This window comes from Streptomyces buecherae, from assembly GCF_014295035.1.
GTDB classification, from domain to species: Bacteria; Actinomycetota; Actinomycetes; order Streptomycetales; family Streptomycetaceae; genus Streptomyces; species Streptomyces youssoufiensis.
Genome location: NZ_CP060404.1, coordinates 2922265 through 2947471, shown reverse-complemented (window position 1 = coordinate 2947471; position 25207 = coordinate 2922265). Strand labels below are relative to the sequence as shown.

The window sequence follows — 25207 nt, the reverse complement described above, 5'->3', positions numbered from 1 at the left end:
GGTGCCGGGTGGCCCGCGGCGGCGGCGTTTGCCGTGGGGAGCGTGGAGCGGTGGTGGCGTGGATGAACGGGTGGGGAGCGGGGTAGCTCCTGGTGCGGTGCAGCGCACGGAGCGTAGGAGGGGCGGGCGTTCGCCGGGTCGCGCGCGGGGTTACGCGGGGCGCGGTGGAGGTTCGGCCGCAAGGTCCTTGTCGGGAAACACTAGTGAACGGCGGCCAGTAGTCGTCGACGGATGAATCTGGAGGTGAGCCGCCGTGGTGCTGTCAGTTTCGGCGGTGCTGCTGCTCGGCGTCATCACGGTCCTGCTGGTCAAGAAGAACGGCCTCAAAACGGGACACGCGCTGGTCTGCGTGATGCTGGGCTTCTATCTCGCCGGCTCGTCCATGGCGCCCACGATCGACGAACTCGGCACCAGCGTCGCCGACGTCATCGGCGACATCAGGTTCTAGCCGCGGGTTCCAGCGGATTCTCACCGTCGGGGCCGACCGCCCTCGTACGCGCCCTGAGTACGCGCCCTGACCGGGCCACCGCCCCGCCGGAGCCACCCCGCTCCGGCGGAGCACCGGTCGCCCGGGTCCCACCGTCCCGCGCGGCGTCGCGGTCCGGGTGCCGCTCGGAGGGGGCTCGGCGCTGCCGCGCGCCGTCGCGCGCGCGGGCGCGGGCCGGGGGCGGACATCGGGGCGCGCCCCGGGGGCCGCCGGGGGCCCGTGCCGGGAGGCGGACTCGTAGGCTGTTCCCATGACCGTCCTTCCCGCTCGTCGTCTGCTCCTGGTGCACGCGCACCCGGACGACGAGTCGATCAACAACGGCGCCACGATGGCCGCGTACGCGTCCGCTGGCGTGCACGTGACGCTGGTGACCTGCACCCTCGGCGAGGAGGGCGAGGTGATCCCCGCCGACCTGGCCCACCTCGCCGCCGACCCGGCCTCCGTCGACGCGCGGGACCCCAGACCCGCCAGCGCGCTCGGCACCCACCGGGCGGGCGAGCTGACCGCGGCGATGGCCGCGCTCGGGGTCAGCGACCACCGACTGCTCGGCGGCGCCGGCCGGTACCGCGATTCGGGAATGATGGGCATGCCGCACAACCGGCTCCCCGGAGCGTTCTGGCAGGCCGACACGGACGAGGCGGCGGCCCACCTGGTCGAGGTCGTCCGCGAGGTCAGGCCGCAGGTGCTCGTCACCTACGACCCGCACGGCGGTTACGGCCACCCCGACCACATCAAGGCGCACCGGGTGGCGATGCGCGCCGCGGAGCTGGCCGCGGAGCGCGGGTTCCGCCGCGACCTGGGCGATCCGCACCAGATCGGCAAGATCTACTGGAACTGCGTCCCCCGCTCGGTGGCCGAACTGGGCCTGGCGCGCGCGCACAAGCTGGCCGACACGCCGGGCGGCGCCCCGTTCGCCGGCACCGCCGCGCTGGCCGACCTGCCGGGCGTGGTCGAGGACGACGAGGTGACGACGGTGATCGACGGATCGGCCCACGCGGCGGCCAAGGCGGCGGCGATGCGGGCCCACGCCACGCAGGTCACCGTGCGCGGCGACTTCTTCGCCCTCTCGAACGATCTCGGCCAGCCGCTGTTGACCACGGAGTTCTACCGCCTCGTACAGGGGCGACGCGGCCCGGGCCGCGCCGTCGCGGACGGCGACACCGCGTGGCCGGGCCGCGAGGACGACCTGTTCGCGGGGGTGGCCACGTGAGCGCGGGCGCGGGAGCGAGCGCGGGCAAGGGCGCGAGCATGGCGAAGGGCTCGGCTAAGGGCTCGACTAAGGGTGCGGCCAAGGGCTCGACTGACCCAACTAAGGGGACGGCCAAGGGCCCGGCCAAGGGAACAGCCAAGGGCGGCAGCCCGGCCAGGGGAACGTCTCAGGGGGCGGCCAAGGGGTCGGCGAACGGGGCCGGTGCGGGCGGTGGCGCCGGTCGTACGCCCGCGCGCAGCGCTGCTCGGGCGGGCGCGGGGGCGGGCGCCGGGGGCGGGGCGAGTGGTGGCGGCGCCTGGCTGGCCAAGCCGCTGCGCCCGCTGCGGATCGCGGCGTACGCCCTGCTGGTCGTCGTCGGCGCGGTCGTCGGCATCGCCGGCGCGCTGGTCCAATCGGCTTGGTTCCCGGGCGGGTTGCTGCTGGCCCTGCTCGGTCTCGCGGCGCTTTGCTACGGCGGTCTGTACGCCACCCGGGCGCGCGCCGGCGCGTGGTCGCCCGCCGGTGGTTGGCTGATGGTGGTGCTGTTCCTGACCGCGACCCGGCCCGAGGGTGACTTCGTGTTCGGGTCGGGCGTCGGCTCGTATCTCTTCCTGCTGGGTGGGATGTTCGCGGGTGTGATGTGTGCCACGGTGCCGAAGGTTCCGCAACCGCCGGCCTCGGCGACCCGACTTGGGAAATGACGTCACCTTTTGGGTGTGACGTACAGATGACGCTGGGCGCGCCGCCGCGAACCCGCTGGAGTGGGGAAACGGCGGCCGACAGGTGTCGGTCGGCCGTGCCCAGTATGGTGGTGCGCGCCGCCGAGCCTCCCCTGGCCTACGGCATGGGGAACCCCAGCGCGAGATGGGGGGCGGCGGAGCTAACTGGGAGAACCTGCTTTGAGCCGTGAATCTGACAGTTCGTCCTCCGGGCCCCAGGGGCGCGGCGACGCCGCGTACCCCTCGGGTACCCCGCCGTACGGATCGCGCCAGTATCCGTCGCCGCACCCGACCCAGGAGGCCCCGTACGACAACGCCGACGCGGACGGCCCCCGGCCGCCGCGCGTGCCCGAGGAGCCGAAGACCGAGACGACGCTGACCACCCGCATCCGGATCAACATCCCGGGTTCGCGGCCGATCCCCCCGGTCGTGGTGCGGAAGCCGGTCGGCGACGACGACTCGGCGGGCTCCGGTAGCGGCTCCGCTTCCGGCGCGGCGCGCGAGTCCGATCGCGGTGGGCAGCGCCCGGGCGGCGCGAAGGCCGGCGGATCGGGCGGCGCACGCCCCGGCGGTTCCGCTCCCGGCTCCGGTTCGGCTCCCTCCCCGGCGTCTCCCGGCTCCCCCGCGTCGGCCGTGGGCCCGACCGGCGGCACCGCCTCCGGCTCCGGCTCCCTCGCCGGCCCGGGCGACCCGGCCCCGGGCGAGGGCGAGCGCAAGGCGAGCGAGCGCACCAGCGACTGGTTCGCCCCCAGGAAGCCCAGGAACACGCAGGCCGGGGCCTCGCCCCCGGCGCCGGCCGCGCCGAGCGCCCCGACGCCGGAGACCACCCAGGAGACCACCCAGCCCTTCCCCGCCTTCGGCGCGGACGGCCTGCCGGGCGACGGCGCGTACGACGACGGGTACGCGGGGCACACCGGCCCGAAGGACCCCGCCGGCCAGGGCGGCTACCCGGACCAGGCCGCCTCCGGCGGGCACGCCGACTTCGCGGGGCCCGACCCGTTCGGCGCGGGCGGGCCCGGCCCGGGCGGCGGGCCGCCGTACTACCCGGACTACGCCGACGGCCAGCACGGCGCGGGCCCCGGCGGTCCCGGCGGCGGGCAGGGCGACCCGCTCACCGACCCGCTGCCGGACCCCCTCACCGACCCGCTGCCCGATCCGCTCACCGACCCGCTGGGCACCTTCCCCGGCTCCGAGCCCGAGCCCGGTGGCGTCGACGGCGCTGACGCGGGCCCCCTGCGGCCTCGCGACCGCAGCGACCTCCCGTACGACGACTGGCCGGTACGCACCGACACGCCGGCGGACGGCTTCGCCAGCCCCTGGCTCGGTGGCCAGGACGCCGCTGACCAGGCCGGCCCCGCCGGCGTGACCGGCGGGCCCGCCACCGGCGACATGCCCGTCTCGCCGCCCGACTTCGCGTCCGGGCCCGGCCCGTCCACGGGTGCGGCACCCGGCCCCGACGCGCCGGGAGCGCCCTTCGACGCGCCGCCCGGCGACGCCCTCGGCGCCTTCGACGGGCCCGGCCGCTACGACGAGTCTGGCCGCTACGACGGCTTCGACACGCCCGGCGGACCGGCCGGCCCGCCCCCGGCCGGCGGCGGCCCCTTCGACGCGCCCGGCACGCTGGGGAGCGGCCCCGGCGGACCTGCCGGGCCCGGCTTCGACACGCCCGGCGGACCGTTCGACGGCCCGGGCGGTCCCGGCGGGCCGAGCCGGCACGACGTCGAGCGGCCCGCGGCGGGTGGCGCGGCCGGCGACACGACCCGGCTCACGCCGCAGCCCCGCGAGAAGGCGAAGAAGGCGCCGGCCGCGCCCACCACGGGCGCCGGCGCGCCCCCCGGTCCGGGCGCCGGCGCGTCCGGCGGCCTGGGCGCGACCACCCGCGGCGGGCAGGCCGCGAACCGGCTGCCCGGCGAGCCCGAGCTGACCGAGAGCGAGCGCGAGGCCAAGGCGGCGCTGGACGCGCTCGCCGCCGGCAAGCGCCCGAGCGGCCCGCCGGTCTCCGGGAACACGGTGGTCAGCGGCGTGCCCGCGACGGCGCCCGGCGGCGCGAGCGAGCCGCCCGCGAGCCAGGAGCCCCCGAAGCCGCCCGCCCCGGCGCCCGCCCCCAGCGGCGGCGGGAGCAAGCCCAAGAAGAAGGGCCGGTCCAAGCTCGTCATGGCGGGCGTGGGCATCGTCGGCGTGGTGTGCGTGGCGTACGGGGCGGGGCTGGTGCTCGGCCACGCGGACGTGCCCAACGGGACCACCGTGCTCGGCATCGACATCGGCGGGACCTCGAAGGAGGAGGCGGTCGAGAAGCTGGACACCCAGCTCGGCAACCGCACCACAGCGCCGATGAAGGTCTCCGTGGACGGCGAGCAACTGGAGCTCAAGCCGTCCGTCGCGGGCCTGTCGATCGACACAGAGGCCACCGTGCGGGACACCGCCGGGCGTGACTACAACCCGGTCACCGTCATCGGCTCGCTGTTCGGCGGCACCCGGGAGGCGGAGGCCAAGGTCAAGGTCGACGAGGAGAAGCTGCGGGACGCCCTGGGGCGGCTCGCGGGCGAGGGCTCGGGTTCGGCGCGCGAGGGCACCATCACCTTCGAGCCCGGCCGGGCGGTGCCGGTCTACGGCAAGGCCGGCAAGGGCCTCGACGCCGACAAGTCGGTGGACGCGGTGGCCCAGGCGTACCGGGAGCGGGCCGAGTCCGGCGAGAACCGGGCGGTGGCGCTGCCGAGCACGACCAGGCAGCCCAAGGTCTCCAACGCCGAGGTCGACCGCAAGATGAAGGCGTTCGCCGAGCCCGCGATGTCGGGCCTGATCACCGTTCAGGCCGGCGGCCAGGAGATCCAGTTCGGCCCGGACCGCTCGCTGCCGCAGATCCTGTCCATGCGGGTGGTCGACGGCAAGCTGGTCGAGCACTACGACCTGGACGCCATAAAGCAGCTCTACGGCAGCACCTTCGACGGCGTGCTGGTCGAGCGGGGTGACGGTTCCAAGACCCCGGTCAGCCCGACGGACGTGGCGGGCGCCATGGGCCGGGCGCTCACCGGCAAGACGCTGGCCGAGCGCACGGTGGTCATCCCGAACACGACCCTGGGCTGACGCGCCGTCTCCTGACGCGCCGTCTCCTGTACGCGCCGGCCCAGTCGACGGGGCCCCGGGCCAGTTGCCCGGGGTCCCGTCGGCGTGTGCGCGGCGTCGCTGACCGATCCGTTGGGGGCCGCTGGGTGGGCCGCGTCGGGCCGCTAGCCGGGGCGGGCCCGGGCCGCTAGTTGAGCAGGGCGCGGGCCGAGCGGGCCTGGCGGCGTACCGACTCGGCGGAGCTGGGCTCCATGGCCGCGACGATGTCCGCGTACCGCTCCATCTCCGCTGCCCCGCCCCGGAAGTCGCCGCGCTGGACCAGGAGCTGGCCCCGTTCGTAACGCAGCCGCGCCGGGTGGCTCGGCAGTAGCAGGGACAGCTCGACCGCCCAGAGCTGGACGTCGGTGCGCTCGGGGCGGGCGGCGGCCCAGGCGCGGATGTTGTTCAGCACCCGCAGGACGATCTCCAGCGGCTCGGCCGGGGCGAGCAGCGCGGGCGACAGCGGCGCCCCCGTGGCGCCCGCCACCAGCAGCCCCGCGTCCTCGTCCGTCAGCGGTCGGCCGCCGTCGAACGGGTCCACCAGCGCGTGCGCCCCGGTCGGGTCGCCGAACCCGACCACGAAGTGGCCCGGCAGGGCGACCCCGTACACCGGCGCGCCCGCCCGCCTGGCCACCTCGAGCCAGACCACGGACAGCAGGATGGGCAGCCCCCGGCGGCGGCGCAGCACCTCGTGCAGGAGGGAGGAGTCCAGGCGCCGGTAGTCGGCCGGGGTGCCGTGGAAGCCGCACTCCTCGCCCAGCAGGGCGGCGGTGGCGCTGGCCCACGCCTGCGGGGAGCCCGGCGCGAAGGGCAGCAGCCCGGCCAGCCGGTCCAGCTCGATCTGGGCCGCGTCCACGCCCGCCTCGCCCAGCTCCGCGTCGGCCTCCGCGCCCACCAGGAGGCACAGCAGCGCCAGGTCGGGACGCTCCTCGCGCGCCGCTTCGGCGAATCGTCGCCGTCGGTCCGTGGTGTCGTACATACGTGCCTCGTACCCTGCCGCGTACCCGCTCAGCGGGCGTCGTCCCGTGGGGCGCGGAAGTAGTGGTAGGGGTGGTGCGGGCGGAAGCCGAGCCCGTCGTAGAGCGCGTGGGCGCGCGCGTTGTCCGCCTCGACCTGGAGGTAGGCCGCCGAGGCGCCCTCGGCCAGCGCCGCGCGGGACAGGGCGGCCATCACGGCGGTGGCCAGGCCCCGGCGCCGGTGCTCGGGCGCCACCTCGACTGCGGCGAACCCGGCCCAGCGCCCGTCCACCACACACCGCCCGATCGCCGCGGCCTCCTGACCGGCCCAGACGGTGGCGAACCACACCGAGGGCCCGCCCGAGAGCACCGCGAGGCTCTCCGGCGCAGGCGTCCCGAACCGCTGGTAGCGGGCCAGCCAGGCGTCGCTGAGCGTGCGCGACAGCTCGCCCCGTGGCACCGGAGCGCCCGCCCCGCTCCCGGCCCCGTGCGCCGAGAGCGTCGGCGTGTCGCCGGCCGGGAACGGCGCCGGGTCCCGGTCGGCCAGCGGCGCCAGGGCCGAGGTCCACACCTCGGCCGTGCCCTCGTTCGTCCAGCCGCGCCGGGCCAGCTCGGTGGCCAGCGCGTCCTGCTCGGCCGTGGCGCCCTCGCTCACGTGGATGTACGCGGGGAGTCCGCGTTCGGCGTACCATGCCCGCACCCGGCCCAGCGCCTCGTCGAGCGGCAGCCCGGGGTCGCTCAGCGGGAACACGGAGTTGGCGCGCCGGGTGAAGCCGCCGGCCGCGCGCAGCTCCCAGCCCGAGCCCGAGGCCAGCCCCGCGTCGGGGTCGGCGCCGGCGGGCGCCAGCCGGGCCCGCTCGGCCGGGGGCCAGGAGCGGGCGGCGATCCGGTCGATCTCCAACGCGTCGGCGGCCGGGCCGCGCCGGCGGGCGGGCGGTGAACCGGGGCGGGCGCCGGGCACGGACGGGATGACCTTGCCCGCCACGAGCGTGTTTTCCGCGATGCGGACAACCTCGCCGGTCTTGCGCGTGATCCGCACCACACCCCCAGTCCAGGATGCAAGGACCCCTACCGTGTCGGTGAACTTCTGGGGCCCACCCCCCGGATCGTTCAGGCGCCGCACCGACACGCGTTTTCCCACGTCAGCGGGGGAAATTCGGACTTCAAGTCGTCCGCCCGTGGTGAACTCCACAGCTCTGTCCGCCCCTCATGTTCGTCTCCTGCCCCGGAACGGAGATACTAGGTGTGGGCATCGACGACGCCGCGCTCCCGCGCGCCACGCGGCGGGGCCACACAAACACCGGTCCCGCCAGCCCTACCGAGGAGGAACGACAGCGTGACCTACGTCATCGCGGAGCCTTGTGTTGACCTGAAGGACAAGGCCTGCATCGAGGAATGCCCCGTCGACTGCATCTACGAGGGCTCGCGGTCCTTGTACATCCATCCTGACGAATGCGTCGACTGCGGTGCGTGTGAGCCGGTCTGCCCGGTCGAGGCCATCTTCTACGAGGATGACACTCCCGAGGAGTGGAAGGACTACTACAAGGCGAACGTGGAGTTCTTCGACGAGCTCGGCTCGCCCGGTGGGGCCTCGAAGCTCGGCCTGATCGAGCGGGACCACCCCTTCATCGCAGCGCTCCCGCCGCAGAGCCACGACGAGTGATCCGCGGCCGTGACGAGTGACCACTGACCTCGTCCGGCCCCGCCAGGCTCCGCGCGACGAGCGCGGTCTCGGTCCCGTACGGCCCTCCCCGCCTCCGTGGCGCGCGCGACGGGCCGCACGGGGCCGAGACGTTTTCCGGGCCGCCGCGCACGGCCCGGGCGTGGCAACCGCGTGACCGGCGCGGCCCGCGCCGCGAACGCGGCAGGCGCTCCCGCGTCCGCGTCCGCGCAGACACCACAGGCATCACAGACACCGCAGGCATCACAGGCATCACAGGAAACGAGGCACCGTGTCCCCCGTCACCGACCGCCTTCCCGTCTTCCCCTGGGACCGGCTCGAGCCGTACAAGGCCACCGCGACCAGCCACCCGGACGGCATCGTGGACCTCTCGGTCGGCACCCCGGTGGACCCGGTCCCCGCCGCGATCCAGCGCGCCCTGACTGATGCGGCCGACAGTCCCGGCTACCCCACCGTGTGGGGGACCGTCGCGCTCCGTGACGCCATCGCCGGCTGGGTCGAGCGCCGGCTCGGCGCCCGCGAGGCGGGCCACGCGCAGGTGCTGCCGGTCGTCGGGTCGAAGGAGCTGGTGGCCGCCCTGCCGACGCAGCTCGGGCTCGGCCCCGGCGATCGGGTCGCCTTCCCCCGCCTGGCCTACCCGACGTACGAGGTCGGCGCGCGGCTCGCGCGGGCCGAGCCCGTCGCGTACGACGAGGACCTCTTCGCCGACGACGCCAAGCTGGCCGCGTTCGACCCGGCCGGGCTGAGGCTGCTGTGGCTGAACTCGCCGTCCAACCCGACCGGCCGTGTCATGAGCGCCGACGAGCTGCGCCGGGCCGTCGCGTGGGCCAGGCGGCACGGGGTGCTGCTGGTCAGCGACGAGTGCTACCTGGAGCTGGGCTGGGACGCCGAGCCGGTCTCGGTGCTGCGCGAGGACGTGTGCGGCGGCTCCTTCGACGGCCTCGTCGCCGTCCACTCGCTCTCCAAGCGCTCCAACCTGGCCGGCTACCGCGCTGCCTTCCTCGCCGGCGACGCGGCCGTGCTCGGCGAACTCCTCGTGATCCGCAAGCACAGCGGGCTGATGACGCCCGCGCCGGTGCAGGCGGCCACCGTCGTGGCGCTGGGCGACGACACGCACGTCGCCGAGCAGCGGGAGCGGTACGCCCGCCGGCGCGCGGCGCTGCGTGGCGCGCTGGAGGCGTACGGCTTCCGCATCGAGCACAGCGAGGCATCGCTCTACCTGTGGGCCACGCGCGACGAGCCGTGCTGGGAGACCGTGGGCGACCTGGCCGGGCGCGGCATCCTGGTGGCCCCGGGCGACTTCTACGGGCCGGCGGGGGAGCGCTTCGTACGGGTCGCCGTGACGGCGACGGACGAGCGGGTCGCGGCGGCGGTCGCCCGCCTCAAGGACTGACGCCCGCCGGTCAGCACTGACGCCAGGCCCGGTCCTGCCGGGCCCCGCCGAGAACCACCGGCGCCCGGTGTGCGGGCACGCGAAACGGGCCCGGCGAGCGCTCCACCAGGGAGGCGCTCGCCGGGCCCGTCGGCCGCGTCGGGAGCCGTCGCGGGCCCCGCCGTGGCAGGGGGAGCCCGCGGCGGCGGCGCGCGATGTCAGCCGATCGGCAGGTCGGTGCCGGTGAGGTTGCCGGGCCAGAACCCGCTGTCCAGCAGACCGCCCACGGGCGGCGGACCGCTCTGCTGGTACGGGGCCTGGGGGAGCGCCTTGCTGGCGAGCTGTTGCGCCTCCTCGGCCGGCCGGACCGCCTTCTTGCCGAGCGGGCCCACGACCCTGCCCGCCGCGGGCCCGGCCTTCTGGACGAGTCCGCCGCCGACCTCGCCCGCGGTCCGCGTGGCCTCCCGCGAGACGTCGTCCACCGCCTGGCCCAGCGGGGGACCGGCCAACTCGTTCGGGGACGGCGCGGGGGCCGCCTGCGCCACCCCGGCGCCGACCAGGGGAGCCGCGCCCGCGGCGACCAACAGCGCGGCCCGGGCGATCCGACGCTTCAGGGGGAGGGACATAGTGCTCCTTCGACGGTGTCATGCGAAAACGTCTGGTGCGCGGCATCTGAATGTGCGACGCCTGCTGTGGGTGTCCAGCGCGTGGACGTAGTGACTACCGCGTGAGGACTCGGAAAGTTGCGGTTTCGCAAGGTAATGAATTGTTAATGTGTCGCATTATCGTGCCAGTTGGAGCACGCCAATTACCGGTGCCCCACCCGCAAAGGGCCCACGGCACGTGCCGACGGGCTTCGCGATGCCCGGCCCCGACGCGGGAGGGCTACGCGTGACGGCGTACCGGGGTCGGGCGGTGAGCGGCGCCACGGGGCGGCCGTCGTCGAGCGGGAGGGTGGGCGCGCGGCCCTACTGGGGCGTCCGGCGCGCCGCGCCTGCCGGGGTCCTCGGAGGGGGCGGTCGCTGAGCGGGGGGCGAGGGCGGGGAGCGGCTTGCGAAGGGGCGTCGAAATCACCGCGCGGGCCGGATTCACCGGGCGAGTTCGATGCGTACCTCCGTCCGGGAATTCCCCGCGACCGAATCCCCGGAATGGGCGCCCTTTCGGGAAACCGTTCGCCAACCCTTTTCCGACGCGCTCGCCGACCATTCCCGGCCGTCGAAGGAGATGCGCGCGATGCGCAGTTCGCCGGCGTGCGCCAGCGCCCAGTGCGCCAACTCCCAGCCGCGCTGCCGCGGATCGCCGCCCGGCGCCGTCGCTCGCACCGGGACGCGCACCTCGGAGCCGCCCGCGTCCCTCTCGTCCGTGCCCGGCCGCGCGCTCGGCCCCGGCGGGCCCGCCGCGCCCTCGGCCGGCGTGGGGGAGGCGCCGCCGTCGGCCGTCTCCTCGCGGGCGGCGCCGGTGTCCGGCTCGCCGATGCCACCCAGCTCGGTGGCGGCGTTCCCGCCGCGCCGCGCCTCGTCGCCGCTCGGCCCGCCCACCACCGGCCCGAACTCCCGCGCCACCAGCGCCCGCAGCCGGCGCGGGTCGCCGGGCTCCCCGTCGTCCGGCAGCGCCGGGCAGCGGAAGGAGGCCGCGAGGTGGCCGGTCAGCGACGCGGTCAGCAGCCGGGCCTTCGCCTCGTGCTTCGCGTACGCCTGCGGGAAGCCGCTGAACTGCACGCGCTGCGCCGCGACGGTCAGCGGCAGCCGTGAGTAGCCGGGCACCTTCACCAGGTCGTCGAAGAACTTGCCCGACGCGTAGACCGGGTCGAGGATCTGCCGCGTGGTGCCCCAGCCCTGCGAGGGGCGCTGCTGGAAGAGGCCCAGCGAATCGCGGTCGCCCCGGCGGATGTTGTGCAGCCCCGACTCCTGCATGGCGGTGGCGAGCGCGATGGTCACCGCCCGGTCGGGCAGGCCGCGCGACGCGGCGACGGCCGCGATGGTGGCCGCGTGGCGCGACTGCTCCGGATCGAGTTCGAGCCGCTGGCCGTCGGCCCGTACGACGCAGCGGGGTGGGCCGCCGCCACCGGTCAGCACGTGCGCCGTCGCGTACCCGACCAGCGCGAGGAGGACCGCGCACGCCACCCCGGCGCGCGCCCGCCGGGCGCGGTTGCGGAGGAAGGGGAGGGACACGCGTCACACCGTACTGGAGTGCGTGCGCCCGCCACGGGAGGGGCCACGGGCCCGGCAGACCGCCGGCCGCTCCCCGTCTCCCCCTGCCGCGCACGGGCGCGCGCACGCGAGCGGGGGCCGGATCGCGGGGCGTGGGCGCGCTGGGCCGGCCGGCGCGGCACCCCGTAGGGTCACACTCATGGAGCATGAGCACCCCGTACTTGACCTGTCCGTGGACGCCGCCGAGCTGACCGCCCGCCTCGTCGACTTCGCCTCGGTGAGCGGCGAGGAGAAGCCGCTGGCCGACGCCATCGAGCGCGCGCTGCGCGACCTGCCGCACCTGCGGGTGGACCGGGACGGGAACGCCATGGTCGCGCGGACCGACCTCGGCCGCGCTGAGCGCGTCGTGCTCGCCGGCCACATCGACACCGTGCCGATCGCCGACAACGTGCCCTCGCGCCTGACCGAGACCGCCGACGGCGAGAAGCTGCTGTGGGGTTGCGGCAGCTCCGACATGAAGTCGGGCGTGGCCGTGCAGTTGCGGATCGCGGCCACGGTGCCCGAGCCCAACCGCGACCTGACGTTCGTCTTCTACGACAACGAGGAGGTCGCCGCCGAGCTGAACGGCCTGCGGCGGCTGGCCGAGCGGCACCGGGACTGGCTGGCGGGCGACTTCGCGGTGCTGCTCGAAGGAACCGAGGGCCAGGTCGAGGGCGGCTGCCAGGGCACGCTGCGGGTGCGCGTCGAGACGACCGGCAGGCGCGCCCACTCGGCGCGGAGCTGGCTCGGCGACAACGCCATCCACCACGCGGCGCCGATCCTGGACCGGCTGTCCCGGTACGAGCCGCGCAGCGTGGCCATCGACGGACTCACCTACCGCGAGGGCCTGAACGCGGTACGGATCGAGGGCGGCCACGCCGGCAACGTGATCCCCGACGCCTGCGCCGTGACCGTCAACTTCCGCTTCGCCCCGGACCGCTCGGAGGAGGAGGCCCTCGCCCACGTGCGCGAGGTCTTCGACGGGTACGACGTGGTCCTCACCGACAGCTCGCCCGGCGCGCTGCCGGGCCTGGAGCACCCGGCCGCCGCCGCGTTCGTCGCCGCGGTCGGCGCCGAGGTCGGCCCCAAGTACGGCTGGACCGACGTCGCCCGCTTCTCCGCGCTCGGGGTGCCCGCGGTCAACTACGGCCCGGGCGACCCGAAGCTGGCCCACACGCGCGAGGAGCACGTTTCGGTCAGCGCCATCCTGCGCGCCGAGGAGCGGCTGCGCGCCTGGCTGACCGCCTGAGCCGGCCGTTCGACCCGCGCCACCGGCGTGCCGACCGGGGCGCGGGCGGCCGCGTGGCTGGCCTGAACACGCGGTGGCTGGTGCCCGTCCCGCACGCGTACCGCTGGCCTTGCTCGTGTGAAACCCCGCTGGTCGGCCGTGCCGGAGGCATACGCTGAAGCGCACAGGTCCTCCGCCCGCCCAGCGGGGGGAGGTGCACGCGAAGGGAGCGCATATGGCCAATGCCGAGGACGGGCGTACGCCTGCCGAGACCGGACGTACGCCGGGGGAGCAGGCCCCGCAGCGGGAGCAGCGACTTGGGCCAGTGGTGCGCCGCCGGGGCCAGATGCAGTCGGGTACGACGGACCAACACCTCCTCGACACCCACGGCGGCAGCGGCTGGGTGCACGAGGACCCGTTCCGAGTGCTGCGCATCCAGTCGGAGTTCGTGGAGGGCTTCGGCGCCCTGGCCGAACTCGGGCCGGCGGTCAGCGTGTTCGGTTCGGCGCGCACGGCCCCGGACTCGCCCGAGTACGAGTCGGGGGTACGGATCGGACGGGCGCTCGTGGACGCGGGCTTCGCGGTGATCACCGGCGGCGGCCCCGGCGCGATGGAGGCCGCGAACCGGGGGGCGTACGAGGCCGGTGGCGTCTCGGTCGGACTCGGCATCGAGCTGCCGTTCGAACAGGGCCTGAACCGCTACGTCGATATCGGGGTGAACTTCCGGTACTTCTTCGTCCGCAAGACGATGTTCGTGAAGTACGCGCAGGGCTTCGTGGTGCTGCCGGGCGGGCTCGGCACGCTGGACGAGCTGTTCGAGGCGCTCACCCTGGTCCAGACCCGCAAGGTGACCCGCTTTCCGATCGTCCTGTTCGGCACCGCCTACTGGGAGGGGCTGGTGGACTGGATGAAGAACACGCTGATCGCCCAGGGCAAGGCGTCGCCCAGGGACCTGGACCTGTTCCACGTCTCGGACGACGTGGAAGAGGCGGTCGCGCTGGTCAGCAAGGAGACGGGCGTCTGAGCGCCCGCTGACCGCCCCTGCCGGCGGCTCCGCGCCCCGGGCGGGCGGCGAGCCGCGCGGCGGGGCGTGGTGCCGGTCGCGGCGGGCGGCTCGTCAGGCCAGGCCGCGGCGGGCCACGGCCGGGGCCCGGTGGCCCGCGATGGTGGCCACCATGTCCAGCACCTGGCGGGTCTCGGCCACCTCGTGCACCCGGTAGACCCGCGCGCCGAGCCAGGCCGAGACGGCCGTGGTGGCCAGGGTGCCGATGACCCGCTCCCTGACCGGCTTGTCGAGCGTCTCGCCGACGAAGTCCTTGTTGGAGAGCGAGACGAGCACCGGCCAGCCGGTCGCGGTCATCTCGTCCAGCCGCCGGGTGGCCTCCAGCGAGTGCCGGGTGTTCTTGCCGAAGTCGTGCCCGGGGTCGATCAGGATGGCGTCGCGGCGCACGCCGAGCGCGGCGGCGCGCTCGGCGAGGCCGAGCGTGACCCGCAGGATGTCGGCCATCACGTCGTCGTAGGCGATCCGGTGCGGCCGGGTCCTGGGCTCGGCACCGCCGGCGTGCGTGCACACCAGGCCCACGTCGTACCGGGCGGCGACCTCGGCCAGCTTCGGGTCGACGCCGCCCCACGCGTCGTTGAGCAGGTCGGCGCCGGCCTCGCAGACCGCCTCGCCCACCTCGTGCCGCCAGGTGTCGACGCTGATCACCACGTCGGGGTGGCGCCGGCGCACCTCGGCGACGAACCCGACCGTGCGCCGCACCTCCTCCGCCGCGCTCACCTCCTCGCCGGGGCCCGCCTTGACCCCACCGACGTCGATGATGGCCGCCCCCTCCGACACCGCCCGCTCGACACGGTCCAGCGCGGGCTCGTCCCGGAAGGTCGCCCCCTGGTCGTAGAAGGAGTCCGGCGTACGGTTCACGATCGCCATGATCACCGACTCGTGCGTGTCGAACTGGCGCCGTCCCAGCCGCAACATTGCCTCACTCCCTCGTCCGTGGTCCGGCAGCGACCCTAACCGCTGCGGCGTACGGCGACGGTGTCAGTGGGGCATGGCACGATCGAGGCTGTTGAATCGCGGATGCACCTCGGGGAGTCGTCGTGTTCTGGTTCTTGCTCATCGCGCTCGTCGCGGTCGTCGGGGCGGTGACGCTCGTCGTGGTCGGCGGTGGCGACGGCGCCGCGCTGCCCGAGGCCCAGCCGGATCGGCTCCTCGACCCGCTGCCCGAAGACCGGCCGGTGGACCGCGCGGACATCGAGGCGCTGCGGCTGCCGCTGGCCCTGCGGGGGTACCGGATGGCGGAGGTGGACGACGCCCTCGGCCGGCTCGGCGCCGAACTCGCCGAGCGGGACGCCCGGATCGCCGAGTTGGAGGCCGTCGTCGCCGGCACCGAGGCCAGGGCGTACGGGGGCCCCGGGCTGATAGGCGACCTGGGCGCCGCGCGCGCCGGCGAGGCCCCCGGGCCGGGCACCGGCGGCGCCAGCGCGGTGGCCGGCGGCGCCAGCGCGGTGGTCGGCGGGAGCAGCGGGTCGGGGGGCGCGCCGCTCGCCCCCGTCGAGAGCGCGCCGGCCGTGGCGGACCGGGCCGACCCCGCGGGGGACGTGGCCGCGCCCGCCGGGGGCGACGACCCCGCCGGGGGCGACGAGCCCGAGGAGGAAGCCGAGCCCGCCGCCGGCGACGGTGGCGAGCCCGGGCGTCGGGCGGCCGAGCCCGGGTCGGGCCGCGCGGACCGGGGCGACGAAGAGGGGGAGCGGTCGTGAGCGAGACGCAGACACCGGTGGGGGCCGAGGCGGGGCCCGACGGCCTGCTGCGGTGTGCGTGGGGACTCCAGGCCGAGTCGATGGCGGACTACCGCGCCTACCACGACCACGAGTGGGGCCGCCCGGTGCACGGGGACGACGCGCTCTACGAGCGGCTGAGCCTGGAAGCCTTCCAGTCCGGCCTGTCGTGGATCACCGTCCTGCGCCGGCGCGAGGGCTTCCGGGCGGCGTTCGCGGGCTTCAGGATCAAGGCGGTGGCGGAGTTCACGGACGAGGACGTGCGGCGGCTCCTCGCCGACCCGGGCATCATCCGCAACCGGTCCAAGATCACGGCGGTCATCCACAACGCCACGGTGGCCGCCGAACTGGCCGAGGGCGAGCTGGACGAGCTGATCTGGTCGTACGCGCCGGACCACGCCGACCGCCCGGCGCCACGCACCGCGCAGGAGGTGCCCCCGATAACGCCGGAGTCCACCGCCCTCGCCCGCGACCTCAAGAAGCGCGGCTTCCGCTTCGTCGGCCCGACCACGGCCTACGCCCTCATGCAGGCGTGCGGCCTGGTCAACGACCACCTGGCCGACTGCCACGTGCGGCGGGCCGGCCAGGGCGGTTAGCCCACCGCGCCCGCCCCACGGGGCGGACGCGGGACGGGCGCGGTGGGTCGCCGGGCGCGGGGCGCGCCGTGCTCAGCGGGGGCCGTGCTCAGGGCGCCGCCGCGCTCCGGGCGGGTGCGGGGCCGGGGCAGCCCGGGGGTGTGGGTGGCGCGTGCGCGGGGTCAGCGGCCCAGGAAGGTCGGCTTCTCCTTCTTCACGAAGGCGTCCACGGCGATCCGGTGGTCCTCCGACGCGCCCGCCCTGGCCTGCAGTTCGTCCTCCTTGGCCAGTGTGTCGAGCAGTCCGTGGCCGGCCGCGTAGGCGAGGGACTCCTTGATCGCGGCGTACGCGACGGTGGGTCCTTCGGCGAGCCGGCGGGCGATCTTCGTGGCCTCGGCGGCGAGTTCGGCGGCCGGGACCACCGTGTTGGCGATGCCGAGGCCGGCGGCCTCCTCGGCCTTGACGGAGCGGGGGAAGAGCATGAGTTCGGCCGCCCTGCCGTGGCCGACGAGCCGGGGCAACGTCCAGGAGACGCCCGAGTCCGCGCTGAGGGCGACCCCGGCGAAGGAGGTGTTGAAGGAGGCGGTGTCGGCGACGACGCGGTAGTCCGCGGCGAAGGCGAAGCCCGCGCCGGCGCCCGCCGCGACGCCGTTGACCCCGGCGACGACCGGCTTCGGCATCTCGGCGATGGCCGCGACGATGGGGTTGTAGTGCTCCCTGACGGTGTCCATGGTGGCGCCCGAGGCGCGTACCGCGTCGTCGTGCAGCCGCTCGATGTGCTCCTTGAGGTCCTGTCCGACGCAGAAGGCGCGCCCGCTGCCGGTCAGCAGCACGGCGCGTACGGCCGGGTCGTCCGCGGCCTGCCGCAGGGTGTCGCGCAGCGCCACCTTCAGCTCGGTGTTGAGCGCGTTCATGGCGTCGGGGCGGTTGAGGGTGATCGTCGCGAGTCCCTCGGTCACGTCGTAGAGCACGGTGTCGGCCATGGGTGGGTCCCCTCCGTATGGGTCCGTGGGTCCGTCGCGCCCGCGGTCCGCGGGCCCGCGGGACGTGCGGGCGGCGTCGTCCGGGGCCACGGTGCGCCGCGCTGCGGCCCGCCCCGGTCGGGGACGCCGCGCGGGGACCACGGTGCCACGCGGCGGGGTGCCGTACGGCGCGCGCGGCCCGTACGGAGCCGCCACGGCCGGCCACGACCACCGCCGCGGCCCGGCCGCGGACCGCCGCGTTCCGATCAGCTTGTGGATATGCCGGCCGGTCCGGGCGCGGAGGTCGGTGTACGCTCCCGCGGTCCGCGATCAGCATGCCGGAGATCCGCGCGCCCGTCATGTGACCTGCGTCAAAGAACCGACCTACCGTTCGGGCCGAGCCGTCGCGCGAGATCGCGGCCCGATCGCCGAATTGAGTGGTTTTGGGGGAGTCGGGCGCGGAGGCCATGACCGCCGCCGTTGGTCATCGGGTCATGGCATGCGGGATAATGGCGGGGAAGCAATGTGTTCGATGCCGGTGACGCCTAGGTTGTCGGCTGCGATGAGCTGGTTTCAGGAAGGGGAACGAGCATGGCGGCCATGAAGCCGCGGACGGGCGACGGCCCGCTCGAGGTGACCAAGGAGGGGCGGGGCATCGTCATGCGCGTTCCGCTCGAAGGCGGCGGTCGACTCGTCGTCGAGCTGACACCGGACGAGGCCGACGCGCTGGGCGACGCACTGAAGAAGGTCGTCGGCTAGCAGCGGGCCACAGGAATCATGCGCACTGCCCCGGTCACTGGTGAGAACCAGGAGCCGGGGCAGCGGCGTTCCCGCCGCCCGCCGGGCCTACTCCCCGCCTCGGCCCACGCCGGCCCCGGGCCATGCCGGCTCCGACCCACGCCCGCCCCGCCCCACGCCGACCCCGACCCCGAGCCCGTCACGCCGCGCTCACGCCCGCCGCGTCCGGCCCCGCCCGCCGGGGCCGCGCCGGGTCGCGGAACCGGTACGCGCCGCCTTCCGTTTTCCCTGTCCCACGTCCCCGTCCGCGCCCGTTCCGGGCCCGCCGCGACGCCGGAGGGCCGCCACGCGGCGTGACCTTCGTCTCTGCCGGCGGGGCGGGGGATTCGCGTGGCTTGAGTGAATTCGCTCCGGCCGCCCCGGCCGCTCGCGCCGTGCCCCGATGGCTGATCGCGCGGCCCGGAAGTTCCGGCACCGCGGGCGCTTCCGCGCCACTCGCGGCGCGGGGAGCGAAACGAGGGTCGGGCACGGTTTCGCGCGGCGTACGGGTTGGGCGCGCGCCCCGTAGCGGTCGCCATGGGAAGGCGCGGAGAGAGCCCCCTATAGAGGGAGGTGACCGGTCAGCCGCGCTTGACCGCGCACAGCAGGCCGTCGCCCACCGGGAGCAGGGACGGCTGGAGCACCGTCGACTCGCGCACGGCGCGCAGCAGCTCGCGCAGCCGCAGCACCTCCGTCGGCTGGACGGCCGACTCCACCGTGCGGCCGTCGGCGAACACGCCCTCGAAGCAGACCAGCCCACCGGGGCGCAGCAGGCGCAACGATTCGGCGAGGTAGTCGAGGCACTCGGCGCGATCCGCGTCACAGAAGACGAGGTCGTACCCGCCGTCGGCGAGCCGGGGCAGCACGTCGAGCGCGCGGCCGGGGATGAAGCGGGCCCGGTTCCCGGCGAAGCCCGCCGCGCGGAACGCCTGCCGGGCGAACTGCTGCCGCTCGGGCTCCAGGTCCACCGTCGTCAGGACGCCGTCGGGCCGCATGCCGTGCAGGAGGTGGATGCCGGAGACGCCGGTGCCGGTGCCGATCTCGGCCACGGCCTTGGCGTCGGCGGTGGCGGCGAGCAGCCGCAGCGCGGCGCCCGTGCCCGAGGACACCGAACGCAGCCCCGCCTCCCGGGCCCGCTCACGAGCCCAGCGCAGCGCTGTGTCGTCGATGTGCTCGACGCCGTACGCCTCGGCGAACGCCCAGCTCGTCTGCCGGTTGCCGGTAATGGCCCTCTCCTGTCCCCGTAGTTGACGCAACGGTGACTGTATCCGCTGCGCTCGGGAACCCGCAGATGGGACCGGGCGTTGAAAGGGGGCGGATAGACCGCGCGAGCACCGAACGATCAAGTCCAAATGCAGGTCAATATTGCTTATCCGGAGCTAACGGGCGAGGTGGATATGGTAGGGGCTCTACTGGAGACCACCAGAGCCGACAGGGGAGGTGCGGCTGCGACCGGTGGCCGAAGAGTGCTGCGGCGCTTTCGCGGGCCGACGGACGAGCCGAAATCCGTGACAAACACTGCTGACCGTTTCCGCACTACCGAATCCGCAGCTACCGCGACTTTCGCCACCGATGCGGATTCGCAGGCGTGGACCCCTCCCACCTGGGAGGAGATCGTCAGCACCCACAGCGCACGGGTCTATCGCCTCGCTTACCGTCTCACTGGTAACCAGCACGACGCCGAAGACCTGACCCAGGAAGTGTTCGTCCGGGTTTTCCGTTCCCTGTCGACGTACACGCCGGGCACCTTCGAGGGCTGGCTGCACCGCATTACGACCAATCTCTTCCTGGACATGGTCCGCCGCCGGCAGCGCATCCGCTTCGACGCGCTCGGCGACGACGCGGCCGAGCGGCTCCCCAGCCGCGAGCCGTCCCCGCAGCAGCACTTCAACGACACCCACTTCGACGCCGACGTCCAGCAGGCGCTGGACACCCTCGCGCCGGAGTTCCGGGCCGCCGTGGTGCTCTGCGACATCGAGGGCCTCTCGTACGAGGAGATCGCCGCGACGCTCGGCGTGAAGCTCGGCACGGTGCGCAGCCGCATCCACCGCGGCCGGTCGCACCTGCGCAAGGCCCTCCAGCACCGCTCCCCATCGGCCCGCGCCGAGCAGCGCGCGGTCGCCTCGGTGTCCCCGGTCGCACCGGGGCTCAGCGGGGAGGTAGGGATCGCGTGACCGGATCAGGCGGTCAGTCCCCCGCCGAGCAGCACCTCGGCGACCGCCTCGCGGCTCTGGTCGACGGCGAGTTGGGACATGATGCGCGCGAGCGGGTGCTCGCGCACCTGGCGACGTGTCCTCGCTGCAAGGCAGAGGCTGACGAACAGCGACGGCTGAAGAACGTGTTCGCCCAGGCGGCGCCGCCTCCTCCGTCGGAGGGGTTCCTCGCGCGGCTCCAGAACCTGCCCGCTGGCGCGCTCACCGGTGACGACGAGCGCTCCCCGCTCGACGGCCCGGCGCGCGACCGGGACCCTTTTGACCCGCGCGAGGAAACGTTCGCGTTCCTGCCGGCGGGCGCCTCGGCTCCCCGTGAGCGCGGCTTCCGGATACACGAGGTGAACCGCGCGCTGCCCCGCGGCAGGCGGTTCGCCTTCGCCGCGGCCGGCGCCGTGTCGCTGGCCGCCGTCGCGCTCGGCGGTGCGCTGCCCCTGGACGCCGCGGTGGATTCGCCCGGTGGCCGGGGTGAGGGCAACGGCACCGCGACCACGCCGCTGCGTCACGACGGCGGGGACCGCACCTGGGCCGGGGCGCAGGAGAACGCCCGCCGGTCGATGGGGTTCTTCTCGGCCAGCGGTGAGCGCTCGGCGCAGCTCGACCCGCGGACCGGCATGCCGCTCACGCAGCCGCCCACCGCGACCACCCACCCCGGCGTGCGGCCGCGCGCGCACGAGGCACCGTTGCACTCGATGGGCAGCGCGCTGCCGCCGCTGCTCCACCCGGTGCTGTCGGTGGCGGCCCGCTCGCCGGGCGGCCAGCCCGAGGCGCGCGAGCGGCAGGCGGCCCCGGCGCCCACCCAGATGGACGTCCCCTCGCACCCGGCCAGCCAGGCGACGCCGCTGACCGGCGCCGGGGCGGACCTGGGTAGCAGCCCCCGCTGACCGCCGACGAGGACGGGCGCGAGAGCACGACGCGCCGCGGGTCGGCCCCGCCGGTCGGGGCCGACCCGCGGCGCGGCCTGACCGGCCCACTGCGCGGGTTCGGGCAGACCTGATTGAATCGCCAGTGGGTCGCGCCGAGCGGGTGTGGTGAAGCACGCCCGCCGGGAGCGCGGCCCGCGCCGGACCGCGGGCGAACTGTGGGGAGAGCATGAACGACGGGAAGACCCCGAGGCCGAAGCCGAAGTGGTGGAGCCGTCCGCACATGGGCTTCGCGGGACAGCCGCACGCGGCGGACCAAGCGGCACACGCGGCGGACGAGCCCACGCCCGAGCAGCCCGCGGGCCAGGCCCCACCGCGTACCGACGCGGCCGGCGCCGCCGTGGAGCGTGACGCGGCCGGCACCGAGGCGGCCGACGCGCGGGACGCCACGGCCGGCGCCGCGCCCGCGGCGCCCGACGCCCCGGGCACCGACTTCGTGCTGGCCAAGGCGGCGCCGAGCGACGCCCCCCGACCGGCGGACCATACCCCGGAGCCCGAGCCCGACGTACGCCCAGCGTCCGCGACCTCCGACGACGCCGCCGCCGGCGACGCGACCACGGACGGCACCCCCGCTAGCGACGCGACCGTTGCCGGCGACGCGACGTCGGACGGCCTTGGCGGCCTTGGCGGCCCGGGCGGTGACGCGGCATCGGACGGTTCTGACGGTCCCGGCGGTGACGCCGTCCCCGGTGGCGCTGGCGCTGGTGCCGCGGCCTCCGGTGCCGCGAAGGCCGGGGATGCCGTGGGAGGCGCCGGCGTACGCCCGGCGGAAGCGTCGGCCACCGGGGGCGCCGAGCCCGCCGCCGGGGCGGCGGACGAGGGTGCGCCGGCGGAGCGGCCCCGGCCCCGGCACGAGCCCGATCCGTACAGCACGCCGCCCTACGGCGAGCCGGGCCCGTGGGCTCCGGCGCCGCCCGTGCAGCACCCGGTGGCCACGCCGGCGCACGGCACCCACGTGCCCCCGCACCACGCGAACCCGCCGCACCCTGGGATGACGCCCGCGCACGGCACCACGATGCCGGCGCACCCGACGCCCGGTCCCCAGCCGTACCCCGCGCACCAGCACCCCCAGCCCGCCGCCGGGCAGCCGGCCCCGTCACAGGCGCAGGCGCCGGGGGTGTACGCCGCGCAGGCCGGGCGCGAGAACCAGCCCGGCGCGCAGTGGCAGCACTACGACCCGTGGCGCGCGCCGGTCGCCGCCGCCGGGCAGCCCGGCCCGGCGCGCGCGGCGCGGCGGCGCGGCCCGCTGGTGGTCGGTGCGCTGGTGCTCGCGCTGCTGGCCGGTGGCATCGGCGGCGGCATCGGGGTCTACCTGGAGCGGGAGACCGGCGACACCGAGCAGATCCACCTGCCGCAGGCCCCGTCCGACACCCAGCGGGCCAGGGACCCGGACAGCATCGCGGGCATCGCGGCCCGGGCGTTGCCCAGCGTGGTGACCATCCACGTCAAGGGCGCCGGCGAGCGGGGCACGGGGACCGGCTTCGTGCTCGACAAGCGCGGCAACATCCTGACCAACAACCACGTCGTGGAGCCGGCCGACCAGGGCGACTCGGACGCGGCCATATCGGTGACGTTCAACGGCGGCCAGACCGCCCGGGCCAAGATCGTCGGTCGGGACGCCGGGTACGACCTGGCGGTCATCCGCGTCCAGGGCGTCACCGGGCTCAAGCCGCTGGCCCTCGGCAACTCCGACTCCGTGCGGGTCGGCGACCCGGTGGTGGCCATCGGCGCCCCGTACGACCTGGCGGGCACGGTCACCTCCGGGATCATCAGCGCCAAGGGGCGCCCGATCACGGCGGGCGGCGAGAAGGTCGACGGCAGCGACATCTCGTACGTGGACGCGTTGCAGACCGACGCGCCGATCAACCCCGGCAACTCCGGTGGTCCGCTGGTGAACGCCGACGCGCAGGTGATCGGCATCAACAGCGTGATCCGCGCCGCGAACGACGGCGGGCTCGGCGGCGGTCAGGGCGGCAGCATCGGCCTGGGCTTCGCGATCCCGATCAACCAGGGCAAGCGGGTCGCGGAGGAGTTGATCAACACCGGCAAGGCGACGCACCCGGTGATCGGCGTCACGCTCGACATGAAGTTCCGGGGCGAGGGCGCCCGGGTCGCCGAGTCCGGCAGCGACGGTCCCGCGGTGACCGAGGGCGGGCCCGGCGACAAGGCGGGCATCCGGTCGGGCGACGTGATCACCAAGGTGGACGGCGTGCCGGTGCGGAGCGGCCAGGAACTGATCGTCAAGATCCGCAGCCACCGCCCCGGCGACCGGCTGAAGCTGACCCTGGAGCGGGACGGCGACGAGCGCACCGTCGAACTGGCACTGGGCTCCGCGAGCGACATGGATCGCTGACCGACGGGGCGACCCCCGCGCCGCGCGGTGGCGGGTGTGGCGTCTGTGACAGCGCGGTGGTGACGGAGGCGGGGTTGTGCGCCGGACGTCACCCGGAGTTTGCTGTGCGGGAGGAGGACGGCCCGGCGGCGCACGGCGTGCGTCGGGGGCGCCGGGGCGGTGATTCCGGGGTCGCGGGGCGGTGGGAGGCGGGGAGCGCGCCACGCGAGGGGCGGGTTCGGCCGGCTTCGGCGGTGCGCGGCGCGTGGTCTGATGTTGGTCTGGCCGTCTCCCGTACCACACCGTGAGGCAGGTACCGTGTTGGATGGCCTGGACCGTTGGCCACGGACGCATCAAGGAGCTGCAAGGTGTTCTTCGACATAGGACCCCTAGAGCTGATCGCTCTCATCATCCTTGCGGTGCTCATCTTCGGCCCGGACAAGCTGCCCAAGGTGATCCAGGATGCCGCCCGTTTCATCCGCAAGGTCCGGGAGTTCTCGGACAGTGCGAAGGAAGACATCCGGACAGAGTTGGGTCCGGACTTCAAGGACTTCGAGTTCGAGGACCTGAATCCCAAGACGTTCGCGCGCAAGCACCTGCTCGACAAGGACGAGCTCGGCCTGAAGGAGATCCGCAACGGATTCGACTTCAGCAAGGAGATGGCCGAGGTCGGCGACGTGACGCAGGCGCGCGACACCACTGGCGGAGTCGACTCCGCCCCCTCCTCAGGCGGCGCCTCCGGCGGCTCCGACCTGCTGCGCAAGCGCGACAAGCCGGAGCGCGACGACCGGCCACCCTTCGACTCGGACGCCACCTGATCCCATTCGGGCCGACCTGTATGGCTATCCTCCCTGTGTCCAGGTGAGGTCGCCTGAAGGGGGGCGGGCCGCCACGACGTAGGGCAACGAGGAGGCTCCGCGCAGATGGAGACGACGAGTCGGGCAGACGTGCAGGACGCGGCGGCGACTCCGGGCGTGCCCGGCGAGGACGTCGCGGCGGCCGGGCAGGGCATGCCGGCAGCGGTGCGCAGGACGGTCGACGGCTACCTGATGGCCGCCTTCCCCTGGTACGGCCTCGACGAGGCGTTCGCCGGGCCCCGCTGGTTGATGCAGGTGGGCGCGGCGGCCGACGGCACCGTGGAGCACGGCGCGACCGGGCACGGCGAGGAGCCCTCGCTGAAGGTGGAGACCACCGCGGAGAGCCGGGCCAAGCAGCGCTTCGCCGTCGTCGTGACGGTGGCCAGCCGTCCGGTGCGGCGCAGCGCCGACGGCACCGGGATGTTGGAGGCGACCTCCGTGTCGTCGGCCGCCTGGCTGGCGGGCTCCGGGTTGCTCTCGTGCACCTGGCCGTCCCAGATGGAGCGGGCGCTGCGGCAGGACTGGCTCGACCAGCAGACCGCGATCGCCTGGGAGCTGGCGGACGACCTCGGCGGCTCCGCGTGGTCGCAGCTCACGCTGCCCGTGGACGGCGTGCCGACCGACTTCCACTACCGCGAGTCCGAGTACGGCTGGGTCCTCGCCGGTTCGGCCCGCGAGGGCGTCCACGTGGGCGCGTACGGGCGCGGGATGAGCGCCTACGGGCTCGGGTTCTCCGTGGTCAAGGACATCACGACGTACGCGTAGGGGCCTCGCCCCGGCCACGAGGCCGCGGTCGTCAAGCCCGGCCTCGACGTGCTTCCGCGCCGGCCCGCCGCCGCCCTGTCCCGACACGCCGGCGCCGGACGCGGC

The 25207-nt window shown here is 75.1% G+C and carries 23 protein-coding genes; 16 read left to right on the top strand and 7 right to left on the bottom strand.

The annotated features are described in order from the left end of the window. The first annotated feature begins 253 nt into the window (after positions 1 to 253). The 4 genes from H7H31_RS10810 to H7H31_RS10795 all read left to right on the top strand — a co-directional run bounded on the left by H7H31_RS10810 (position 254) and on the right by H7H31_RS10795 (position 5479). Positions 254 to 448, top strand: coding sequence for a hypothetical protein (locus H7H31_RS10810; RefSeq protein ID WP_187060795.1), 195 nt, complete (start codon positions 254 to 256; stop codon positions 446 to 448). Between the two features lie 289 nt (positions 449 to 737). After that, positions 738 to 1697: an N-acetyl-1-D-myo-inositol-2-amino-2-deoxy-alpha-D-glucopyranoside deacetylase gene (gene mshB / locus H7H31_RS10805; RefSeq protein WP_187060794.1), complete on the top strand. Its 960-nt coding sequence runs from the start codon at positions 738 to 740 to the stop codon at positions 1695 to 1697. Between the two features lie 311 nt (positions 1698 to 2008). Beyond that, positions 2009 to 2377, top strand: coding sequence for a DUF6113 family protein (locus tag H7H31_RS10800; RefSeq protein ID WP_176166385.1), 369 nt, complete (start codon positions 2009 to 2011; stop codon positions 2375 to 2377). Between the two features lie 198 nt (positions 2378 to 2575). Then, entirely contained in the window at positions 2576 to 5479 is a 2904-nt protein-coding gene (locus tag H7H31_RS10795) for a peptidoglycan binding domain-containing protein (RefSeq protein WP_187117891.1), read from the top strand. A 166-nt stretch (positions 5480 to 5645) separates the two neighbouring features. Here H7H31_RS10795 and H7H31_RS10790 read toward each other — a convergent pair whose 3' ends face one another. Both H7H31_RS10790 and H7H31_RS10785 read right to left on the bottom strand, forming a co-directional pair. After that, positions 5646 to 6476 carry a transglutaminase family protein gene (locus tag H7H31_RS10790; protein WP_187062107.1) on the bottom strand — a complete coding sequence of 277 codons (831 nt, stop codon included), beginning with the start codon at positions 6474 to 6476 and terminating at the stop codon, positions 5646 to 5648. A 29-nt stretch (positions 6477 to 6505) separates the two neighbouring features. Then, complete coding sequence (locus H7H31_RS10785) at positions 6506 to 7645, bottom strand: GNAT family N-acetyltransferase (RefSeq protein ID WP_187062106.1); 1140 nt, start codon at positions 7643 to 7645, stop codon at positions 6506 to 6508. Positions 7646 to 7789: 144 nt separating this feature from the next. Here H7H31_RS10785 and fdxA point away from each other — a divergent pair, with 144 nt between their 5' ends. Next, positions 7790 to 8116 (top strand): ferredoxin, encoded by a 327-nt coding sequence (gene fdxA, locus H7H31_RS10780; RefSeq protein WP_176163910.1) that lies wholly within the window; start codon positions 7790 to 7792, stop codon positions 8114 to 8116. Positions 8117 to 8405: 289 nt separating this feature from the next. After that, positions 8406 to 9527 (top strand): succinyldiaminopimelate transaminase, encoded by a 1122-nt coding sequence (gene dapC, locus H7H31_RS10775; protein ID WP_187062105.1) that lies wholly within the window; start codon positions 8406 to 8408, stop codon positions 9525 to 9527. 197 nt (positions 9528 to 9724) lie between these two features. Here dapC and H7H31_RS10770 read toward each other — a convergent pair whose 3' ends face one another. Then, the gene (locus H7H31_RS10770) at positions 9725 to 10132 is read right to left on the bottom strand and encodes an ATP-binding protein (RefSeq protein ID WP_187062104.1); all 408 of its coding nucleotides are present in this window, start codon (positions 10130 to 10132) and stop codon (positions 9725 to 9727) included. Between the two features lie 462 nt (positions 10133 to 10594). After that, positions 10595 to 11677, bottom strand: coding sequence for a hypothetical protein (locus H7H31_RS33825; RefSeq protein WP_232109785.1), 1083 nt, complete (start codon positions 11675 to 11677; stop codon positions 10595 to 10597). A 178-nt stretch (positions 11678 to 11855) separates the two neighbouring features. Between H7H31_RS33825 and dapE the strand changes: the two genes are divergently transcribed. Together dapE and H7H31_RS10755 are read left to right on the top strand one after the other, a co-directional pair. Further along, positions 11856 to 12944: a succinyl-diaminopimelate desuccinylase gene (gene dapE, locus H7H31_RS10760; RefSeq protein ID WP_187062103.1), complete on the top strand. Its 1089-nt coding sequence runs from the start codon at positions 11856 to 11858 to the stop codon at positions 12942 to 12944. 214 nt (positions 12945 to 13158) lie between these two features. Next, positions 13159 to 13947, top strand: coding sequence for an LOG family protein (locus H7H31_RS10755; protein WP_187062102.1), 789 nt, complete (start codon positions 13159 to 13161; stop codon positions 13945 to 13947). A gap of 93 nt (positions 13948 to 14040) precedes the next feature. On the opposite strand, the gene folP is transcribed toward H7H31_RS10755, so the two are convergent. Next, positions 14041 to 14901: a dihydropteroate synthase gene (folP, locus tag H7H31_RS10750; RefSeq protein WP_187062101.1), complete on the bottom strand. Its 861-nt coding sequence runs from the start codon at positions 14899 to 14901 to the stop codon at positions 14041 to 14043. Between the two features lie 122 nt (positions 14902 to 15023). Here folP and H7H31_RS34965 point away from each other — a divergent pair, with 122 nt between their 5' ends. Together H7H31_RS34965 and H7H31_RS10740 are read left to right on the top strand one after the other, a co-directional pair. After that, positions 15024 to 15683: a DivIVA domain-containing protein gene (locus H7H31_RS34965; RefSeq protein WP_187062100.1), complete on the top strand. Its 660-nt coding sequence runs from the start codon at positions 15024 to 15026 to the stop codon at positions 15681 to 15683. Continuing rightward, on the top strand, positions 15680 to 16297 hold the full coding sequence (locus H7H31_RS10740; RefSeq protein ID WP_217200275.1) for a DNA-3-methyladenine glycosylase I: 618 nt from the start codon (positions 15680 to 15682) through the stop codon (positions 16295 to 16297). Before H7H31_RS34965 ends, H7H31_RS10740 begins: the two co-directional genes overlap by 4 nt. A gap of 161 nt (positions 16298 to 16458) precedes the next feature. Here the strand turns inward: H7H31_RS10740 and chcB are convergent, their stop codons facing one another. Continuing rightward, positions 16459 to 17259: a 2-cyclohexenylcarbonyl CoA isomerase gene (chcB, locus tag H7H31_RS10735; RefSeq protein ID WP_187062099.1), complete on the bottom strand. Its 801-nt coding sequence runs from the start codon at positions 17257 to 17259 to the stop codon at positions 16459 to 16461. Positions 17260 to 17829: 570 nt separating this feature from the next. Here chcB and H7H31_RS10730 point away from each other — a divergent pair. Next, positions 17830 to 17997 carry a DUF3117 domain-containing protein gene (locus H7H31_RS10730; protein WP_003966491.1) on the top strand — a complete coding sequence of 56 codons (168 nt, stop codon included), beginning with the start codon at positions 17830 to 17832 and terminating at the stop codon, positions 17995 to 17997. A gap of 599 nt (positions 17998 to 18596) precedes the next feature. Here the strand turns inward: H7H31_RS10730 and H7H31_RS10725 are convergent. After that, positions 18597 to 19271, bottom strand: a complete 675-nt coding sequence (locus H7H31_RS10725) for an O-methyltransferase (RefSeq protein WP_187060414.1) — start codon at positions 19269 to 19271, stop codon at positions 18597 to 18599. Between the two features lie 141 nt (positions 19272 to 19412). Here H7H31_RS10725 and sigE point away from each other — a divergent pair, with 141 nt between their 5' ends. From sigE to H7H31_RS10700, 5 genes are all read left to right on the top strand, one after another. After that, positions 19413 to 20189 (top strand): RNA polymerase sigma factor SigE, encoded by a 777-nt coding sequence (gene sigE, locus H7H31_RS10720; RefSeq protein WP_187060415.1) that lies wholly within the window; start codon positions 19413 to 19415, stop codon positions 20187 to 20189. Further along, positions 20186 to 21109 carry an anti-sigma factor family protein gene (locus H7H31_RS10715; RefSeq protein ID WP_187060413.1) on the top strand — a complete coding sequence of 308 codons (924 nt, stop codon included), beginning with the start codon at positions 20186 to 20188 and terminating at the stop codon, positions 21107 to 21109. Before sigE ends, H7H31_RS10715 begins: the two co-directional genes overlap by 4 nt. 208 nt (positions 21110 to 21317) lie before the next feature. Then, entirely contained in the window at positions 21318 to 23501 is a 2184-nt protein-coding gene (locus H7H31_RS10710; RefSeq protein WP_187060412.1) for a S1C family serine protease, read from the top strand. A 347-nt stretch (positions 23502 to 23848) separates the two neighbouring features. Continuing rightward, on the top strand, positions 23849 to 24298 hold the full coding sequence (locus H7H31_RS10705; RefSeq protein ID WP_187060808.1) for a sec-independent translocase: 450 nt from the start codon (positions 23849 to 23851) through the stop codon (positions 24296 to 24298). A gap of 105 nt (positions 24299 to 24403) precedes the next feature. Then, on the top strand, positions 24404 to 25102 hold the full coding sequence (locus tag H7H31_RS10700) for a hypothetical protein (protein ID WP_187060807.1): 699 nt from the start codon (positions 24404 to 24406) through the stop codon (positions 25100 to 25102). The last annotated feature ends 105 nt before the right edge of the window (positions 25103 to 25207 follow it).

Bases quoted from the DNA above. Each gene is read 5' to 3' on its own strand.
- H7H31_RS10770 (WP_187062104.1), bottom strand. From the start codon at position 10,132: ATGTCCCTCCCCCTGAAGCGTCGGATCGCCCGGGCCGCGCTGTTGGTC.
- chcB (WP_187062099.1), bottom strand. From the start codon at position 17,259: ATGGCCGACACCGTGCTCTACGACGTGACCGAGGGACTCGCGACGATC.
- dapE (WP_187062103.1), top strand. From the start codon at position 11,856: ATGGAGCATGAGCACCCCGTACTTGACCTGTCCGTGGACGCCGCCGAG.
- H7H31_RS10790 (WP_187062107.1), bottom strand. From the start codon at position 6,476: ATGTACGACACCACGGACCGACGGCGACGATTCGCCGAAGCGGCGCGC.
- H7H31_RS10710 (WP_187060412.1), top strand. From the start codon at position 21,318: ATGAACGACGGGAAGACCCCGAGGCCGAAGCCGAAGTGGTGGAGCCGT.
- mshB (WP_187060794.1), top strand. From the start codon at position 738: ATGACCGTCCTTCCCGCTCGTCGTCTGCTCCTGGTGCACGCGCACCCG.
- sigE (WP_187060415.1), top strand. From the start codon at position 19,413: ATGGTAGGGGCTCTACTGGAGACCACCAGAGCCGACAGGGGAGGTGCG.
- H7H31_RS10755 (WP_187062102.1), top strand. From the start codon at position 13,159: ATGGCCAATGCCGAGGACGGGCGTACGCCTGCCGAGACCGGACGTACG.
- folP (WP_187062101.1), bottom strand. From the start codon at position 14,901: ATGTTGCGGCTGGGACGGCGCCAGTTCGACACGCACGAGTCGGTGATC.
- H7H31_RS10730 (WP_003966491.1), top strand. From the start codon at position 17,830: ATGGCGGCCATGAAGCCGCGGACGGGCGACGGCCCGCTCGAGGTGACC.
- H7H31_RS10700 (WP_187060807.1), top strand. From the start codon at position 24,404: ATGGAGACGACGAGTCGGGCAGACGTGCAGGACGCGGCGGCGACTCCG.